The following is a 17,510-nucleotide window of genomic DNA, read 5'->3' as shown; positions in this document are numbered from 1 at the left end:
GAACCATGAGACACTCTACTTGATCCCTTAGCAAATCTAACATATACCATTAATGGCGATTCCCCTGTAAAAATTCATAAGCAAGGATCGCAAATTCAAGCGCTTGACGTTTTGGCGCTTGCATCATATCCTCACCAAGTAAAGCATGAAGCTTATCCAATCTGTGATAAAGCGTCTGCCTCACAATATAGAGCTGGCTTGCGGTTTCTTTTTTAGAACCGTTTGTCTGTAAAAAGATATTCAGCGTCTGATAGAGCCTGCCGCTATTTTGTTTATCATATAAAATCACCGGCTCTAAATACTCTTTCACCATGCATTCTAATAACCCGCTTTCTTTCATGACAGGCATCAACCGAAGCATATGTAAATCTTGATAAAATGGGCTTTTTATCCGTTGCGGCATCACTTTCTTTAAATGCAGCACTTCTTTCGCTGCTTGAAAACTTTTTCTCATGCGCTGAAATTGCTCACAATATGAACCGATTCCATAATTGATGGCTGCCTCGCCGGGCTTCTCACGGTCATATAATTGCGTGATGTCGTTTGCCGCTTTTTCTGCACGCTCTTTCCAGTCCTCAACTTTTCTTGTATTCAATAAAATAAATAAGGTTTGTCCTTGATGCTCGTACACAATCAAATAGAAACCAGCACGCTGAAAAATAGAACGGCAAGAGACAAGAAAATAAAGATTCCCTGCGATTTCTTCTATTTGGTGGTTTTTTTGAAAGAGCATCACCACACAGCCGGTCGGTTTTTTCAGTCCTTCTGTTTCCTCAAGGTGTTCTATGATTTCTCTTTCTGTATGCTCTTCATGAAACCATTTTTGCAGCCATTCATTCTCTTTTGTCTTCTTCAGCTCTTCTGTATACAGCTCTCTTAAAGTTTGCTGGGCAAGGGCATTCGCTCCTTTATCCATCACAAGCAGTTCAAATTCCGAGAGCGTGTTCGATTGATGAATGAGGACGAGGTCTGCAAAGGTTTGTTTGAGTGCAAGGACTTGTTTTTGCGTCACTTCATATCCTTTTGGTAATGAAGCATACTGCAAATAATTCATCACAAGCTCTTCTGTTTGTTTGGATGAATCACATAAAATAATCGGCTCACCTTGAACAGGGATCAGCAGTAGTATCCCTCTCACGTGCTGATACACTTGATCCAAAATATCCATCTGCGGATGAGGAGTCAATAAAAGCTCATTCAACTTGGACGACAGTGTTTCTAAATCCGCCATCATCTGATACTGACGCTCAATCATCATCGTATGGAGATGCTGTGTAATATTGACGAACTTCACTTCTTTTGTAAACAGAATAAGCGGAAAATCACGTTCTTCTGCATAAACAATCAGTTCTTCCGGTACATCAAACCGGAGCGGTACAAATTCAATACATAGTCCAGCCGCACCTGAGTCAATCAACTGCCTTAAAAACGCCTGAAAGACTTCCAATTGATCATGGAAGCCTGCGGCCGTCGTTAAGATCAGCTCGCCTCCGTTTAACAAATCCTCTACAGCAGGCACTTCAAGTACATGTACCCATTTTACCTGCCGAAACAATCCCTTTTCCCCAGCTAACACTTTCGCATGCGTAAAATGCTTCGTTTTTAACACATCACTTACTTGAAAATGAACATCTACATTCATTCATAAGTCCCCCTTTGTTTGCCGTCCCCTATCCCAGAGGGTGCATGGATAAAATCCATAATAAAACAGGTAAAGTCACAATACTTAAAATCGTACTGAGAAACGTCGTGCTTGAGACAAACTCAGGCTTCGTTCGAAATTGCACAGCCATCAGCGTTGTATTCGCCGCTGTCGGCATCGCTGCAACTAAAATCATAATTTGTTTCACCAAATCATCTACAGGTAAAATAAGTGTAAAACCAAAGGCGATGAGAGGTGAAATAAACAGCTTGAGCAGCACCGCATAGGAAATATTGCGATAATCCACTTGTTTAAAAGAAATCACTGCGAGCTGCATACCTAAAATCAGCATAATCGTTGGTATCGCTGCATCCCCGACCAGCTGAACACCTGTCATAAGCTCTTTAGGTAATGAAAGGTCAATGAGCTGAAATAATAAACCAAGAAGAGCCCCGTAAGCAACCGGCATACGCAGCACTTTTTTTAGAACGACCTTCAAGTCTCCCGCGTCCTCTCCACCTTTTGCTGCATAATACATGCCGATCGTACTCATGACGAGCTGCTGAAGGACCATTAGCACAATCGCAATATCTAAACCAGCTGCTCCAAAAACAAGAAGGACAACAGGTGTGCCGTAATTTCCATTATTCATAAATGCTGATGACAAAATCATGGCACAATACGTTTCATTCGAATACCCGTAAATTCGAGATAAAATGAAGACACATAAAACAAGTGAAAGACAAAGCCCTACGACAAATATTGATAAGTACACATAGTCCATCGATACTTTATTTTGATAAAAGGTTTCAAACGCAAGAAATGGTGACATTAAATATAAAGACATTGATGAGAGCGTATGTATATCAAAACCAATTGTCTTCTGCCCAATATACCCTATAAGGAATATGCCGAACACTGGCATTAAGACAAGTAAAAACTCCATGCAGCACCTACTTTTCTCTAGATGAATTCCTTATTTTTTACCCTCTTATCATACCACTGATCATCAATAAAAAAGAAGCACCCTTATGAAAGGTCGCTTCTCTCCTCATCCATATAAAACACTTCCCATAAATGACCATCACGATCCTGAAAGCTCCAGCCATACATGAAATCATGGTCTTGTTTTTCCTTAAACGGTGAACCACCAGCTGCGATTGCACGCTCTACAAGCTCATCAACCTCTTCCCTCGTCTCGACCTGTAAAGAGATAATGACCTCTGCGCCATTTCTGGCATCTACCAATTCCTTCTCTGAAATGGATTGGAAATGCTTAAGTGATAACAGCATGACTGTGATCGTCTCATTCATCACAAAACAAGCAGCATGTTCATTCGTCAGTTCTTGTTGAAAGTCAAAACCCAGCTGTTCAAAGAAATCCTTTGACTCATTTACATGCTTAACCGGCAAATTGATATACAGATGTTTAGATTCTCGCCCCATATCCCTCTCCCTTTGTAAAACATCATTTCCATTCAGTATATTCGTCTTTTCATTTGGCATCCCTTTGTCGCATGAAAAAATAAGCGGTAAGCCTCATTACCTTATTTTAACAAAAATATATAATAAATCTCGTGCACAATACTAAATGAACTAGGAGGTTTTCTTAATGAAAACAATCGCAAAATCTTTGATGCTCTCCACCTCTGTCCTTTTATTCGCTTCACCTATTACACAAACAGCTGATGCTGCATCTATTCAAACGAAGCAGGTGACAGCAGAAAGTGATTTTCAGCTTCCTTCAACAACAGACACCATTAAACAAAACATCGAACAATCTTTCCAAAAACAAGAAAAGTGGCTACAAAAATTAGAAGTGATTGCCGGACAAGAAAAACGTGAACAATTTGAACAGTTTTTCAACCAGCATGTAGGACCTGATTTAAAAAATCTTTTAGAAGAGCCTGCTCTTACATGGAAACAAGTAGAAAAAACGATTTATCAATCTCTTGTCAAATCAGACGTTCCATTTTTAGCTGCCAAAAGCATTGCCCACTTTGCTACACTCGCATTAAAGAAAATGTAAACATAAAGAAAAGCGCCTCGCATAATTGCGGGGCGCTTGTTTTGGTTATTTCTTATATTCAATATGGTACACGTCTCTTCTTCGGTCTTTCAGCTGACGAACCGTCCCATCTTGACGCTGTCTTCTTAATATTTCTAAGTCGACATCACCGACAACCACCATTTCAATATTCGGGTTGCATTCCCCTACAATGCCATCTCTTGCGAATTCAAAATCAGATGGTGCAAAGATTGCTGATTGTGCATATTGGACATCCATGTTTTCTGTTTGCGGAAGGTTTCCGACCGTTCCAGAAATGACCGTATATATCTGATTTTCAACCGCTCTCGCCTGCGCACAGTAACGTACTCGTAAATAGCCTTGACGGTCTTCTGTACAGAATGGAGTGAAAATAATTTTCGCTCCTTTGTCAGCTGCAATTCGAGCAAGCTCAGGGAATTCAATATCGTAGCAAATTTGGATCGCAATTTTACCGCAGTCCGTATCAAATACCCGGACTTGGTCACCAGCTGAAATCCCCCACCATTTTCTTTCATTCGGCGTGATATGCAGCTTATATTGCTTTTCAATCGTTCCATCACGTCTAAATAAATAGGCGATATTATAGATTTTCCCTTCCTCTTCAACGAAATGAGAACCACCGATGATATTAATGTTGTACTTGACCGAGAGATCTGTAAACAAATTGATGTAGTCCTCGGTATATTCTGTGATCCGCTGCACTGCTAGACTTGGTGATCTCTCTTCTAAATATGACATAAGCTGCGTTGTAAAGATTTCCGGGAAAACGGCAAAGTCAGCTGACGCATCTGATGCCACATCCACGTAATACTCCACTTGATTCATAAACTCCTCAAAGGAATGAATTTGCTTCATTGCATATTGAATGACACAAATTCGTACTGGGAACGCCGATTTATAATATCTTTTCGATTGCGGGCGATAATCGACATTGTTCCATTCCATTAGCGTTGCGTACGTACTGGAAGCTTTATCATCCGGCAAGTAATTCGGATTGATCCGCATCAGGCTAAATTCATTTAACAGCTGAAAAGATAGCACAGGATCATAAATTTGGTGCAACATGACTTGCTCTACATATTGGCGAGGCGTCATTTCCTCTTGATATTTATGATAATTCGGGATACGTCCGCCAATGATGATGCTTTTTAAATTTAATCTTCTCGCTAAGTCTTTTCTTGCTTCGTATAAACGATGACCGATTTTCATCCGGCGGTACTCAGGACTGACCATTACTTCAATTCCGTACATATTCATCCCATCTGGATTATGGTTTGTGATATATCCATCATCTGTGATGTCCTGCCATGTGTGACGATCATCGTATTCATCAAAGTTTATTAATAAACTTGAACATGAGCCAATGATTTCTCCCTCGAATTCCGCACAGAACTGGCCTTCTGGGAAATGTTCAAGGTGGCTTTCAAGGTGCTCTTTTTTCCAAGGGTCCATGCCTGGAAAGCATACCTCTTGCAATGCAATGATTCGGTCGATATCTTCTTCTCTAATATTTCGAATCACCATTCTTTTTTCAAATCGCGTTAAATCTAGTTTTTCTGCCATGATGTATTGCCCCCTTACTGATCCTCTTTTTCAAGCTGATGGAATAGCTGGAGCAATTCGATTTCAGCCATGGATTCTAATCTCGCATCATATTCTTCAAACTGCAGTGTGCTCGTCACTTTATTTGGCACGATGACACATTTCATACCCGCTCGTTTGGCAGCGATTGACCCATTCACAGAGTCCTCAAATGCCACGCAATCTTTTGGCTCAACGCCTAAGCATTGTGCGGTTTGCAAATAAAGTTCTGGGTGAGGTTTCACTTCTTCCACATCGTCTGACGTGCGGATACATTCAAAGTAATCGAAAAGTCCAATTTGTTTCAGGTGATCAGACACCCATTTATAATCTGAGCTGGAAGCAAGTCCAATCTTAATTCCAAGCTCCTTTGCCGCTTCTAAATAAGCTTCTACACCAGGTCTTGCTGCTTCGTCCTTCATTCTCTTTTGAAAACGTGAACGCCGGTCTTCTGTGAGTGCCTCATGATCTAATGTCTTCCCTAACTGCTCTTCCAAATATTCAAAAGGCTTAAAACCTGCCTGCGTTCCAATCACATTTCCCCATACAGACAGAGGCAACTCCGATTCATGCTCCGCAAACATTTCCTGCAGAACCTCATATTCATGTGTTTCTGTATCTAAAATTAATCCATCAAAATCAAATATAATCGCCTTTACCAAAGAGGCCACTCCTTTTTTCCGAAAGTCTGAAATATCTTCCATACTGCTATCATATCGTGAATAAAATTGACTTTCAAAGATGAATGTCTGCTAAAATGATTATGTATAAAAGGAGCCTGCATCGTTTTGTCAGGCTCCTGTCATGTTCGATTCTTTCTGCAAGAGATCCAAGCGCTCCGATTCGTGGAGAATAGACATTGTTGAAAAAGAGCGGAATTGGTATTACAGATCTTGAAGGTTTCTCCGTTCCCTTAAAAATAGTATGTGCGACGACCTTGTAAGTTAACAAGGAAGTTCACACCAACTTTTACGCATTTTGAAGGTGACGGCCTGCAAAATCATCTAAATCAAACGGGAAAGAAAAGCCGCACGCATTAACTTGTTCACGGTTGAGTTCAAATAACTCACGATCTCGTTTTGTGATATGTCGCTTCGGCTTTAAAATAATGGTATGTAATAGCTGAAGACCTGATAAGATACGAAAAGCATCATCCATTGTCCCGTTATACACACCATCAATGAATGTAAGCGGGGGTTGTTTTTCCTGCGCTTCTCCATTGACAGAATGGGATAAGAGATCTTCAATTTCCTTTGATACTTCTTCAATTGCCTGCTCTTGAAGGTCTGTCGCAGCTTTCATTAATCTCACGTGGCATCTACCTCTCTGTCGTTATTACTCCATTCAGAATAGCACAGAAAAAAAGTCATTCGCTAAGGTAAGTGTTTCCTATATATACCCAAAGAGAGGACGAATATCATGATCATAAAAGGACACATGCTCTCCCTAAAAGTAGGTGAGCAGCAAAATGGCATTTCCTTAAGTCAATTTTTAAAAGACGAAGTGTCTGCCTCTAAACCAATTATCCATTTTTGGATGGAGCACCAAAAAGTCCGTCTCAATCAAAAACCTGCCCACCATGCTGCAAAAGTGAGTACAGGTGATCAGATTCTCATTGATTTATTTGAGACGGAAGAAAGTGATGTGACGCCAGAATACGGTGAATTAGAGGTACTCTTTGAAGACGAGCATTTATTAGTTGTCCAAAAGCCTGCTGGAAAGCCGACGCATCCAAATGAAAAAGGACAAACAGGTACGCTGGCGAACCTAGTCGCTTTCCATTTTCAAGCAAATGGAGAAGAAAAGCGGGTCAGACATATACATAGGCTGGATCAAGACACAAGCGGCACCGTTATTTTTGCCAAACACAGGTTGGCACATGCTGTACTCGATCAAATGCTTTCAAAAAAAGCGATTAACAGAACGTATCTTGCCATCGCACAAGGACTGTTTAAGAAAAAGAAAGGAACGATCCAAGCAGCCATTGGACGTGATAAACACCATGCCGTCAGAAGGAGGGTTTCTCCTACTGGTCAAAGCGCCAAGACTCATTATGAGGTCTTCCATCTCAATAAACGTTTACAGATGACGGCCGTTAAGCTGCGATTAGAAACAGGCAGAACGCATCAAATTCGGGTCCATCTTAGCAGTCTCGGGCATCCTTTAGCTGGCGATACATTATATGGCGGGAAGCGTGACCTGATAAACAGATGCGCCCTTCATGCCAAACAAGTAGACATGAACCATCCATTCACAGGTGAAAAGCTGACGATAGAAGCACCGCTTCCACCTGATATGGCTGAATTAATGGACAATATGTAGAAAAAAGAGCCTGATCATACAGGCTCTTTTGACGTTAGACAGATGCTCTTTTCGCATAAATAATGTACCGCTCTGGTGCGTTGCCGACAAAATGAAATGGATAGCATGTGGTTAACACAAGCTCTTCCTTTTTATTTTGTAAGGTAATAATGGATGTATCGTGCTGATCCACAATTTTCGTATGCGTAATTTCATAAACAAACTCGCCATACGGTACAGTGATTTTCAGCTGATCCCCAATATCCAGTTCACCAGTCCGGCGGAAGACCGTATCCCTGTGTCCCGACAAAACGATTTGTCCATTTTGATCAGGGTAATAACTGCCTTTGTAATGACCGACGCCTTTGGCAAGGTCGTCCGCATCTGTCCCTTCAACAATCGGCAAATCGGCTTTTAATTTCGGAATGGTCAGGATGCCAGAGGCTTTCCCCATTTCAGGTGAAAATTTTTCCTTTGTCATCCCTTGATCAGTTTCTACGACCTTCTTTGCTTCCTCTAAAGAATGTGCTGTTTGTAAGTGAGTAGAAGCGATTTGCCAGATTCCCCAGCCAAGCACCACAATCCCCGCTGACATGACAATCACTGCAAGCCATTTTTTCATGCGTTAACTCCTTTGTCTTTGCTGATGATTCTTTAGCTTGCTGCTGCCTTTTCTTCTTGTTTCGCTTGTTGAATTCGGCCCTCTTTTTGATACACAATAGAAGCTCCCTCGAAGCTTTTTACAAAAGCGACCGTTGCTTCTAAATCTTCTGGGCCTGTTTCCGGATTTTTCCCTAGCCGCCCAATCGGTGCATACTTACTTCCAGTGGCAGTCGCCATGAAGTTGTTCACTGTGAGTGTATACGTTTTATCGAAATCAACGGAAGAACCATCAGGCAGTTTTAAGTCGACTACTTTATATGTTAACGGATTGTACGAATAAGAAAAGCCTGAAATGCTATAATCCGGTCCAAATTGAGGAGATATTTGAGCTTCAATGATATCAACTAAATCTTTCCCCTTGATGTCCAGCTTCACTAACACATTTCCAAATGGCTGAATATTAAAGAGGTCCCCCCAAGTAATGGGTCCTTTTTCGAGATTTTGTCTGATGCCGCCACCATTCATCATGGCAAAGTCACTTTTCATTGAATATCTCATGCCATCCGCAATGAGATTGCCAAGTGGTGTATCACCATCATTTGAATAGCCGCCCTCCATCTTGACCCCTGCTTCTCCAACCACCTCACTAATAATCGGCTCCACTTCTTTTCCGTAATGAGCTAAAATGTCCGCTGCCTCCTGATCCTTTTCAATACCAGCCTGGTCTACATACTGGATCTTTGCACTCTTTTTGACAATATCTTTTGTTTTCCTGTCAAGTGTGACATTGACTTCTCCAATTGCCTTTCCGTATTCAAAGGCTTGGACAATTAATTTTCCATTCACCTCTCCATTGACCACTTCGTGATTATGGCCAGCGAAAATGACATCGATTTCGTCATCACCTTCTTTGGCCAGCCTTGCACTTTCTCCAGTAATGGTATCACCATTTTGAGAGGCGGTCATATGAGCCAGAACTGCGATCGCTTTAATCCCTTTTTGCTTTAATTCCTTCGTTGCTTCATTGACAGCTTGGACTTCATCAGTAAATTGAATGTCTTTAATTCCTTCTGGCATGACCATACCTGCCGCTGATGTTGTCACAACCCCGATAAAAGCCACAGGAATTCCTTCGACATCCATGATTTCATAGGCCGGTAAAAGTGGTTTGCCAGTATCCTTGTATTCACAGTTTGCACAAACAAGCGGGAAGTTCTGCCCATCATATCCTTTTGTGCCTTTCGGGTGATCTCCACCTTTTAAGATTCGTAATAGTTCGTCTACACCTTCATCAAACTCATGGTTGCCAACTGTCCCAACGTCAAAGCCGATGTTCTCCATTAGTTCAACCGTTGGTTCATCTTGTAAAAGAGAAGATATTGGCGAGCTTCCGCCTATCATATCTCCTGCATGAACTGTCAGTGTATTTTTTTGCGCAGCTTGCTTTTGTTTTATATAAGCCGCCACATAATCCATCCGTCCATATGTTCCTTTACTGCCATCACCTTTTACATCCAGCTCATATTGCTGATCAATTTTCCCATGCAAATCATTCATGCTTAAAATGGTTAATGGGACTTCACTAGATGATTCTGACGCCTGATATCCAGCCTGCTCTGCCTCTTCTTTAGAAGCAAAAAAGACACGTTTATCTACATCGATCTCATTCCAGCTGTCAGGTGATACGTAGGTTTTTGCAGATGAATCCCCCACATAACGTGTGAGCCCTTTTTTCTGCTCGCGTGCTCTAAATTCAAACGGCTGTTCTAACAGAGGATCTTCTTCATTCCAAATACCAAGCCCTTTTTCCTTGGCATCTTTCACTGCTTGCTGGAACATCTGATACTCTTTTTCATCTCCAACAGGCCAGATGAAATAAGTAGGGGCATATCCTTTTTTCACAAGCTCTAGGTTCGTATTCAGCCCTTTTTTGGTTTTGACTTGAGCTAAAAGACGTCCATATCCATCCTTTGCTTCCGGGCCAATCTTTAATGTGACTCGATCACCACTTGAAAGAAGCGTTTTTAAATAATCCGTTGCTTTTTGTCCAAAGCGCAGCTGGTTTTGATCTAATTCATTCTTTGGCTTGTGGTAGGTTTCTGGTGTGTCCATATTCACGAAGCGTACCTTTGTTGTGCCGAGCACAGGCTTCTTCAAATGAATGGTATCTCCATCCACAACACGATCTACCGTTGCCTCATATTCTTTTTTGATTTTTGGCGGCTTTGGCTGGTACTTCAGCAATTTGACATCGGTTTTGTGTCTTGGAAGTACTTGCAGCGTATCATATCTGCTTAAAACGCCAGTAAACTCATACCATTTTCCGGTCTTCACTTGATCAATGGCACCCGTATCAACCATGACTCTAAGGACTGTGCTATGATATTTTTTATCAATGATGACCACATTGTATCCACCGCCAGCTGGCTGATCTGGCGCTTGTTCTACATAGCCTTTTACCTTCACTAATCTTCCTTCATATTTGCTTGCTTGATCCGATTCCAATTGTTTAATGGAAACTTTCTTTGGCGAAGGCAATGGCTGATTCACAGCATCTATCTTCAGACGATCTTGATCTGGCACAATTTCAACGAGCCCTTTATAAGTCGTTACCTTGCCAGTCACCGTGACCTTCATGCCTGCTTTCAGTTCTGGAAAATTCTTAGGCTGCGCAGAATAAATATTGAGACCAGCTGTTTTGTCTTGAATATATGTTGATAGTTTCCCATTCCCTATAGCGGATTGATCTGCTGTTACGATTCCGCTCACCGTTACCGTTTCTCCTATCAGTTTTCGGGCTTTTTTTATGTTCATCGGCTTTGTTTGTTTCCATAAAGTCTCCTTTTTCTCAGAAGAAAACGCCTCAGCTGTCATCATACTAGGCAGTAAAGATTGCAGACTAAATATCACCAAAATCAAACAACAGACCATTCGAACGGATTGTATACGTTTCATTAGATTTCTCCCCTTTGAACTTCATCTCTTCTAGTGTACAAAGCAATTATTAAGACTGGATGGATTTCATGTAAAACTGATCTCAATTACTTGGAAACGTAATAATCACACGTGTCCCTTCAAAGCTTTTGCTCTCAAAACGAATGGTACCGCCATGGCTTTCAATAATCTTAATGGTCATCATTAATCCAAGACCCGTGCCTTTTTCTTTCGTTGTGTAAAAAGGTTCACCTAATTTCCCAATCTCATCTTCTGGTATGCCCTTTCCTTGGTCTTCAAATATCAGCATCATTTGGTCGTTTTTCAATAATGAAGTCACTTGGATCACACCTGTTACTCCATCCATCGCTTCAATTCCATTTTTAAGAATGTTAAGGAACACTTGTTTTAGTTCATTTGGAATGCCTTGAATATGTGGCAGTGAGGGCGCCAGATTCTTTTGAATCGACACTCCTTTTAAGACCGCCTGAGATTCAACGACCATAATGACTTCTTCGAGCAGAAGATTCACATTCACCGGTTCAAATTTAACAGATTTACTTCTAGAGAGCACAAGGAATTCGTTAATAATAGACTCAAGCCGATTAAACTCTGACATCATCACATCGGCATAATCCTTCTGATACTTTTTACTTTGAATCATTAGCTGTAAAAAGCCTTTTAACGACGTAAGTGGGTTACGTATCTCATGGGCAATACCAGCTGCAAGCTGTCCAACTGCTGACAGCATTTCAGACTTCATCAGCATTTTCTCAGACTGTTTTTGACTTGTAATATCCTCTGAAACCCGCATGACAGTAGACTGCATTTTGTCAGGGTCATCGATTCGGTGTAAAGAGACTCTTTCCCATCGCTCACGCCCTGATAAGTCCTGAAAATACAGCTCACCTGTCCAGCTACCCTCTCTTAAACACATGTCCCATTGTTTCGCTAGATCATCACATTGACACAACGCATAATAGACAGAAAAAATATCTTTTCCGATCAAGTCATATTCATGCTGTTGTACAAACTGACAAAAGCGCTGGTTGACACACTGAATGACACCTTCTCCTGTTGCAACCACAATATGAATATGGCTGTTATCAAGTGCTGTCACCGCAAGATGAAGAGCCTGCTTCAATTTCGTCATTTCGGTCATTTTGATCCAGGTCATCACTGCTCCCTCGCGATCTTGATCATAGAAAGGCGTCAAATGAACCGTGAATTGTTCTCCTTCGTTCGTTTCAATTTCACGTTCGATCACGCGCCTATCTGAAATGACAGATTGAATATCATGATAGAGCATTTCCTTCGATAACTTCTTCACCATCGACTGAAACGTTTGCTGGTGCCGGGTTTGAGCTGAAGTGAATAAAGAGGTAGCTGAAGGAGTGTGATAGCGAATATTCATTTCCCGGTCCACAAACAACGTGGCAAGTTCTGGCTTCACAGACGGCCGGTACAGTTCTTCTCTTGTCACCTTTAAATTGTTTATAATATTAATAAAATGCTCGTTTGTTTTCTCGCGCACTTCTATTTGCTTGTTTTTTTCTTTTAATTGAGCCCTTGCTTCTTGCTCCTTTTGTTTGACCTCATTGAGCTCGTTTTCTAAATCGACAATTCGCTGTTGATAAACCGAATTCTGCTCTAACATCCCTTTGTCCCTGCCGTTCTTTTGATTTTTTCCTCTCTCACTCTTCCGAATGAGAATGACGTATACTCCTTTAAAACGGCGATCAAAATGTTTCACTGTAAAATCTGCATACTGCTTTCTTCCATTTTCCGAAATGAGGACATGTTGAAAAACAACCTCAGTCTCTTCAGTCCATACCTTTTCAAAGCTTTGACTTAGTATCTCTTTCATATAATCAGGGGTTACATATTCACATAATTCATCTGAGACTTCTGCATGCGCTAAGAAAGAATAGGCACCGTTTGATATCGCGAGGATTTTCTCGCAATCGTCTATGATGAAACATGCATCATACTCCTGCTCTACTTCTTTCATATATTGGACAGCTCGTTCTTTTAACTCCGTATGACCTGCATTGTATTTAGGAACGTTTGAGTGGGTGTAAATGTTCCACTTTTCATTTAACAAATGAAATAAACGAGGGATATTGGGTACCTTTTCATTCGGTCCTAATATCAACATCCCTTGATCCTTTAGTGCATATTGGAATCGAGATAAGACTCGTTTTTGTACTTCTGGCTGGAAGTACATCAGAACATTTCGGCAACTGATAAAATCGAGGTGGATAAAAGGTGAATCGATCAATAAATTGTGAGGAGCAAAGACTATATGTTTTCTAAGCGACTGCTTCACAATAAAAGCGTCACCTTTTTTTTCGAAATATCGCGCCCTCCATTTTTCTGGCATCCGTGCCATAGACTCAAGCGAATAAACACCTTTGCTTGCACTTTGGATGGCTTTCCGATTGATGTCTGTTGCAAACACTTGAAGTTCAATGGACACTTGTCTTCGTTTCATTTCTTCTAAAAATAACATCGCAAAAGAATAGGCTTCTTCACCTGTAGAACATCCTGCAATCCAAATGCGGCATCGAGATTTCCCATTTTTCAATGTATTATCAATGATCGACGGAATGATGTGATGTTCACATACTCGAAAGGCTTCCATATCTCTAAAAAAGGAAGTCGTGCCGCTTAAAAGCTGTACATGCAGGCGATCAAGCTCATCTGGTTCTCTCTCTAATAAACGATCGTACTCGGACAATAAGGAGATCGATTGGTTCGCACTCCTCATTCTTTTTTGAATGACAGAGAGCAGTCTGCGCTTCTCATAGGTTGAAAATGCAATTCCTTTATGCATTTCAAGACGTTCAATGATTCTGATCAAAACAGGGTCTGCAACATCTGTATGCGGAACGTTGATGATGTTGGCTATATATGACGCAAGTGCAGAAGGGTCTTGAAATGTTTGATGATACATACGATCAAACCCACTATTTGTCTCACTGCACGATATGGCTGTACCGCCTTGCTCAACGATTTGAAGTAAACCACTTCCTACACAATAGCCTTTTTGAAAAAAGATCGCATAGGCCTCTTCCTTTTGCACATTGGCAAGTGACTGAAACAACGAATTTACAGCACACGCCTTGTTCGTAGGAGGCTGCTCTGTTATGTGTAGCCGTTTGTCTTCTGTCAATGTCATAGCTGCATGCTGCGGACAAACATAAATCGTATTTTTCATGACTTTCTCACCATGCTTAATCGGCTTTGCCCGGTAGCCAATCGGTAAAACAAGTGCTTCCAAATCAGTTACACAATCGCCTGTCACATGATTTTGCACAACAATAAAAGAGGCATTTAATTCATGCGGAAATGATTGAAAAAAAGCCTCAAGATGATGCTGTTCAAACGGCGAAACACCGATGCCAATCACTGGTGCCTGCACATGTTCGTCTTCTATCAAACGATTAATGATTTTGTCCTGCATCTGGTACCCCCATGTTCATTCGTCTGATACATTTTTTCGACAAAAAGGAAGAAAACCCTCTAATTGTAAATAATGTTTTTTGCATGAAAGGAGGAAAACTTCCTCACATTAAAACAGACTGTATAAACAGAAGGAGGATTCTTTATGCAAAACGATCAGCAACCAAACGTTCAAGGACATGTCCAGCAGCCCCAATTCAATCATGGCGGGCATGAGTTATTTGATTTACATGAGGTATTAGCAGGGACCATTAATATTTTGGATCAATACATGATCTTTCGACAATTTATCCAAGATCCCGTATTATCCGACATGTTAGATCGACAATATCAATTTGTATTGTCCCAGTACAACGTCACGGTAGATTGCTTTTCTACTGGTCAAAAGCCTAGTGAAGAAACATCTACTTATATGATGAAAGAACAGACACAGGTGACATACGGAATAAAACCATCTCAGCCTAAGAAGCCTAATCAATCAATACAGGATGTAAAAGATGCGGGAATTACAGGGCATATGCTTGGTCTCGTGAAATCTCATGCTGGATTACTCTCAATGACTGCATTAGAGGTCACAAACCCTGTGGTGCGACGTGTGCTTGCAGCGCAAATCCCGAACTTTATTGAAATGGCGTATGAAATTTTCTTATATCAAAACAAACATAGCTATTATCAAGTTCCGCAGCTTACAGCTCAAGATATGCAGGCGATGACGTCTACATTTGCCCCTATGCAGGGACAAGTGCAGATGCCGCCAAGCAAAGCCAATCAGCAAAAACCGCTTCATTAACCAAAAACAACGGCCGACCTATTTACAGGTCAGCCGTTGTTTCTTTGATAATTCAGTTTAAATTGCTCTTCAAAATCTGTGAGACGTTGTCCTGTCGCTTGTTCAAATCCTCTATCAAAACGACTAGTTTTCGCCGTTTCCTCCATGATCTCATGTATGACATCTCGTCCATAAAGCTGCACAAGCTCATAGATCATATAGTAGCTTTGTAAATAAACATCTGTCTCATACGTCGTGCGAGATTCTTGCCAGTCTTGATCAGAATAAAGAGATTTAAAAGGAATGACGTCAAACCGTTCAGACGTGGCGTTCAGCACATCATAGGCCGTCCATTCTGCTGTTCCTTCATGGAACCAAAGGGGAAAGACGACTGGAGATACATTGTATGCATGCACCTTTTCATAGAAAACAAAATGGGCATACTCATGAATGAATAACGTGTTGAAAAAGTATAAAGGCAGTGTCTCTTTCTTCAACAATTCTTCCCGTTTATCTGGGTATAATCCAATCATATGATCAACATCAGAATAAAAACCTGTAATATGCTTGATACCGGCAAATTGCTCAATCGTCTCTTTATCATCAAAATAAATGATATCTAACGGTTTGTCAGCTTCATACTGAAACACTGACATCGTTCTCTTCTTTGCCTGTTCCAGCGCTTCTATGGTCAAATCGACAAAGGCGCCCTCATCCTTTGCATAGTAGATTCGAATATGTTCATAGACTTGCTTATTGAGTCCTTCCGTTAAGACCGTTTTAGGCGAAGAATGCTGCTCTAGATATTGCTCTGCCAGCTGGAATCCTACATAAATCAAGTACGCAGTGAACGCATAAAAAATCAAACCTGCTGCAATCATTCCGCTTACAAGTTTTTTATGAATTAATGACGGTTTTGCTTTCATTTACTCCCCACCTGAATTCATCCTGCAACCTCTTTCTCTCTATGAAAAAACAAAGATCAACAAGAGGTGATATATTTTTTACTTTATGCAGTCAGGTGCGCAAGGTGCGGTTCCAAACAAAAAAGCCGCATATGACATACGGCTTTTGTCGTAGCTATTTTGATTCAGGGAAGACACGTCGAACCGTTTCAGTAAACTCGTCGAAGAATCCTGAAATTGGCTCTCCACTTCTAATACGTTTTCCGTACCCTGCCATACGATCGACAAAGTCTGGATTAGCAGATACATACACATTATCAATTTGTTGATCCGTCGATTTGACTTTGTCAGAAATTTTCTTTTTCAAATCGTCTGTTACATCTCCGCTTTTATTGCCTTCAAGCACGACAGCAACAAATGCATTTTTCCCTGTGACAAGTACGTTCGCTGTTTTCACTTCAGACATGTTGGCAACAAGCTCTGATGCCTTATCTGCCACTTTCACCTTCTGAGGTGTTTGCACATTTGGTTGATCCTGTCTCATGTTGTCGTTCTTATATGTGACATTTTCGTACTGTCGTTTCATTGTTCCTCTTCGTTCATCGCCTTGGTTGTTCATTCCACACCCAGCAGTGATCAATGTTGGAACGAGTAATAAAGATAGCATCCATTTCTTATTCATCAATTTATTCCCTCCTTTTGCTCATAGGTTTTTCATCCAGCAGACTTTTTATGCACACATCCTCTATTTCAGCAATGAATTCATAAATCAGCCTTGATTGGTCATCCTAAACATGATGAAGAAGTATCATCACGATCAAATGGAGGGATTCGTTTGTTTAAAAAGAGAAAAGGTATGAGTACTGGTGCAATGATCGCAGCATCAACAGCCATCATTGCATTATTTTCACCACTATTACGGAGAAGACTAAGCAGCATGACTCAAATGAATTTGTCCTCAATGATGAAAGGCAAAGATCAACACCAGCATGAGTCATCTCGTCATGAGTCCCATTCGCATTCACGTAAAGACTCAAAAGGCACAGCTGAAGTAGGACAAATGATCAAGCAGGCATTTACCGCTGTCCAGCCAAATGAAACAAGCCAGCATCAAACATCATCAAAAACATACCAAACTCATCAGCCGCCGAGAGAGTCTTACGCCCAGTCTCTTCACATTGATGAAAGTGTCATGAATGTAATGGATGATGAATCTATTCAGCAAGTGCTCAATGACATCGAGCACAAATAACTAAAACA

General features: G+C 41.0%; 15 protein-coding genes. 4 read left to right on the top strand and 11 right to left on the bottom strand.

All coding sequences use genetic code 11. From position 1 onward, the window contains the following. Positions 1–49 precede the first annotated feature (49 nt). From MKY11_RS04675 to MKY11_RS04665, 3 genes are all read right to left on the bottom strand, one after another. Complete coding sequence (locus MKY11_RS04675; RefSeq protein WP_274661015.1) at positions 50–1,642, bottom strand: PucR family transcriptional regulator; 1,593 nt, start codon at positions 1,640–1,642, stop codon at positions 50–52. Between the two features lie 28 nt (positions 1,643–1,670). After that, positions 1,671–2,588 (bottom strand): AEC family transporter, encoded by a 918-nt coding sequence (locus MKY11_RS04670; protein WP_007497064.1) that lies wholly within the window; start codon positions 2,586–2,588, stop codon positions 1,671–1,673. 83 nt (positions 2,589–2,671) lie between these two features. Next, entirely contained in the window at positions 2,672–3,088 is a 417-nt protein-coding gene (locus MKY11_RS04665; protein ID WP_024719950.1) for a VOC family protein, read from the bottom strand. A 166-nt stretch (positions 3,089–3,254) separates the two neighbouring features. Between MKY11_RS04665 and MKY11_RS04660 the strand changes: the two genes are divergently transcribed. Further along, on the top strand, positions 3,255–3,671 hold the full coding sequence (locus MKY11_RS04660) for a hypothetical protein (protein WP_024719949.1): 417 nt from the start codon (positions 3,255–3,257) through the stop codon (positions 3,669–3,671). A 45-nt stretch (positions 3,672–3,716) separates the two neighbouring features. Here MKY11_RS04660 and MKY11_RS04655 read toward each other — a convergent pair whose 3' ends face one another. From MKY11_RS04655 to MKY11_RS04645, 3 genes are all read right to left on the bottom strand, one after another. Next, positions 3,717–5,255, bottom strand: a complete 1,539-nt coding sequence (locus tag MKY11_RS04655) for a bifunctional GNAT family N-acetyltransferase/carbon-nitrogen hydrolase family protein (protein WP_007497061.1) — start codon at positions 5,253–5,255, stop codon at positions 3,717–3,719. A 14-nt stretch (positions 5,256–5,269) separates the two neighbouring features. After that, the gene (locus tag MKY11_RS04650) at positions 5,270–5,935 is read right to left on the bottom strand and encodes an HAD family hydrolase (RefSeq protein ID WP_017366913.1); all 666 of its coding nucleotides are present in this window, start codon (positions 5,933–5,935) and stop codon (positions 5,270–5,272) included. Positions 5,936–6,242: 307 nt separating this feature from the next. After that, positions 6,243–6,584, bottom strand: a complete 342-nt coding sequence (locus MKY11_RS04645; protein WP_024719947.1) for a DUF5365 family protein — start codon at positions 6,582–6,584, stop codon at positions 6,243–6,245. A gap of 108 nt (positions 6,585–6,692) precedes the next feature. On the opposite strand from MKY11_RS04645, the gene MKY11_RS04640 reads away from it, so the two are divergent. Next, the gene (locus MKY11_RS04640; RefSeq protein ID WP_024719946.1) at positions 6,693–7,595 is read left to right on the top strand and encodes an RluA family pseudouridine synthase; all 903 of its coding nucleotides are present in this window, start codon (positions 6,693–6,695) and stop codon (positions 7,593–7,595) included. A 34-nt stretch (positions 7,596–7,629) separates the two neighbouring features. Here MKY11_RS04640 and MKY11_RS04635 read toward each other — a convergent pair whose 3' ends face one another. The 3 genes from MKY11_RS04635 to MKY11_RS04625 all read right to left on the bottom strand — a co-directional run bounded on the left by MKY11_RS04635 (position 7,630) and on the right by MKY11_RS04625 (position 14,577). Continuing rightward, positions 7,630–8,196: a class D sortase gene (locus MKY11_RS04635; RefSeq protein ID WP_025207002.1), complete on the bottom strand. Its 567-nt coding sequence runs from the start codon at positions 8,194–8,196 to the stop codon at positions 7,630–7,632. A 32-nt stretch (positions 8,197–8,228) separates the two neighbouring features. Beyond that, on the bottom strand, positions 8,229–11,132 hold the full coding sequence (locus tag MKY11_RS04630) for a 5'-nucleotidase C-terminal domain-containing protein (protein ID WP_342501897.1): 2,904 nt from the start codon (positions 11,130–11,132) through the stop codon (positions 8,229–8,231). 82 nt (positions 11,133–11,214) lie between these two features. Continuing rightward, positions 11,215–14,577 carry a CheR family methyltransferase gene (locus tag MKY11_RS04625; protein ID WP_342501896.1) on the bottom strand — a complete coding sequence of 1,121 codons (3,363 nt, stop codon included), beginning with the start codon at positions 14,575–14,577 and terminating at the stop codon, positions 11,215–11,217. 144 nt (positions 14,578–14,721) lie between these two features. Here MKY11_RS04625 and MKY11_RS04620 point away from each other — a divergent pair, with 144 nt between their 5' ends. Further along, entirely contained in the window at positions 14,722–15,366 is a 645-nt protein-coding gene (locus MKY11_RS04620) for a spore coat protein (RefSeq protein WP_217967405.1), read from the top strand. 29 nt (positions 15,367–15,395) lie between these two features. Here the strand turns inward: MKY11_RS04620 and MKY11_RS04615 are convergent, their stop codons facing one another. Together MKY11_RS04615 and MKY11_RS04610 are read right to left on the bottom strand one after the other, a co-directional pair. Continuing rightward, positions 15,396–16,271 (bottom strand): hypothetical protein, encoded by an 876-nt coding sequence (locus MKY11_RS04615; protein ID WP_138278319.1) that lies wholly within the window; start codon positions 16,269–16,271, stop codon positions 15,396–15,398. A 154-nt stretch (positions 16,272–16,425) separates the two neighbouring features. Further along, positions 16,426–16,932, bottom strand: a complete 507-nt coding sequence (locus MKY11_RS04610; RefSeq protein ID WP_008349054.1) for a YhcN/YlaJ family sporulation lipoprotein — start codon at positions 16,930–16,932, stop codon at positions 16,426–16,428. Between the two features lie 153 nt (positions 16,933–17,085). Here MKY11_RS04610 and MKY11_RS04605 point away from each other — a divergent pair, with 153 nt between their 5' ends. Further along, the gene (locus MKY11_RS04605) at positions 17,086–17,502 is read left to right on the top strand and encodes a hypothetical protein (protein ID WP_041507545.1); all 417 of its coding nucleotides are present in this window, start codon (positions 17,086–17,088) and stop codon (positions 17,500–17,502) included. Positions 17,503–17,510 lie beyond the last annotated feature (8 nt).

This window comes from Bacillus sp. FSL W7-1085 (genome assembly GCF_038595035.1).
Lineage (GTDB): Bacteria > Bacillota > Bacilli > Bacillales > Bacillaceae > Bacillus > Bacillus altitudinis.
Note: the sequence above shows the minus strand (reverse complement) of the source record. Positions and strands in the feature narration are given on the sequence as shown.

What these genes read in the sequence shown, in the direction of transcription:
- MKY11_RS04675 (WP_274661015.1), bottom strand. Translation starts at nt 1,642, where the DNA reads ATGAATGTAGATGTTCATTTTCAAGTAAGTGATGTGTTAAAAACGAAG.
- MKY11_RS04670 (WP_007497064.1), bottom strand. Translation starts at nt 2,588, where the DNA reads ATGGAGTTTTTACTTGTCTTAATGCCAGTGTTCGGCATATTCCTTATA.
- MKY11_RS04665 (WP_024719950.1), bottom strand. Translation starts at nt 3,088, where the DNA reads ATGGGGCGAGAATCTAAACATCTGTATATCAATTTGCCGGTTAAGCAT.
- MKY11_RS04660 (WP_024719949.1), top strand. Translation starts at nt 3,255, where the DNA reads ATGAAAACAATCGCAAAATCTTTGATGCTCTCCACCTCTGTCCTTTTA.
- MKY11_RS04655 (WP_007497061.1), bottom strand. Translation starts at nt 5,255, where the DNA reads ATGGCAGAAAAACTAGATTTAACGCGATTTGAAAAAAGAATGGTGATT.
- MKY11_RS04640 (WP_024719946.1), top strand. Translation starts at nt 6,693, where the DNA reads ATGATCATAAAAGGACACATGCTCTCCCTAAAAGTAGGTGAGCAGCAA.
- MKY11_RS04635 (WP_025207002.1), bottom strand. Translation starts at nt 8,196, where the DNA reads ATGAAAAAATGGCTTGCAGTGATTGTCATGTCAGCGGGGATTGTGGTG.
- MKY11_RS04630 (WP_342501897.1), bottom strand. Translation starts at nt 11,132, where the DNA reads ATGAAACGTATACAATCCGTTCGAATGGTCTGTTGTTTGATTTTGGTG.
- MKY11_RS04625 (WP_342501896.1), bottom strand. Translation starts at nt 14,577, where the DNA reads ATGCAGGACAAAATCATTAATCGTTTGATAGAAGACGAACATGTGCAG.
- MKY11_RS04620 (WP_217967405.1), top strand. Translation starts at nt 14,722, where the DNA reads ATGCAAAACGATCAGCAACCAAACGTTCAAGGACATGTCCAGCAGCCC.
- MKY11_RS04615 (WP_138278319.1), bottom strand. Translation starts at nt 16,271, where the DNA reads ATGAAAGCAAAACCGTCATTAATTCATAAAAAACTTGTAAGCGGAATG.
- MKY11_RS04610 (WP_008349054.1), bottom strand. Translation starts at nt 16,932, where the DNA reads ATGAATAAGAAATGGATGCTATCTTTATTACTCGTTCCAACATTGATC.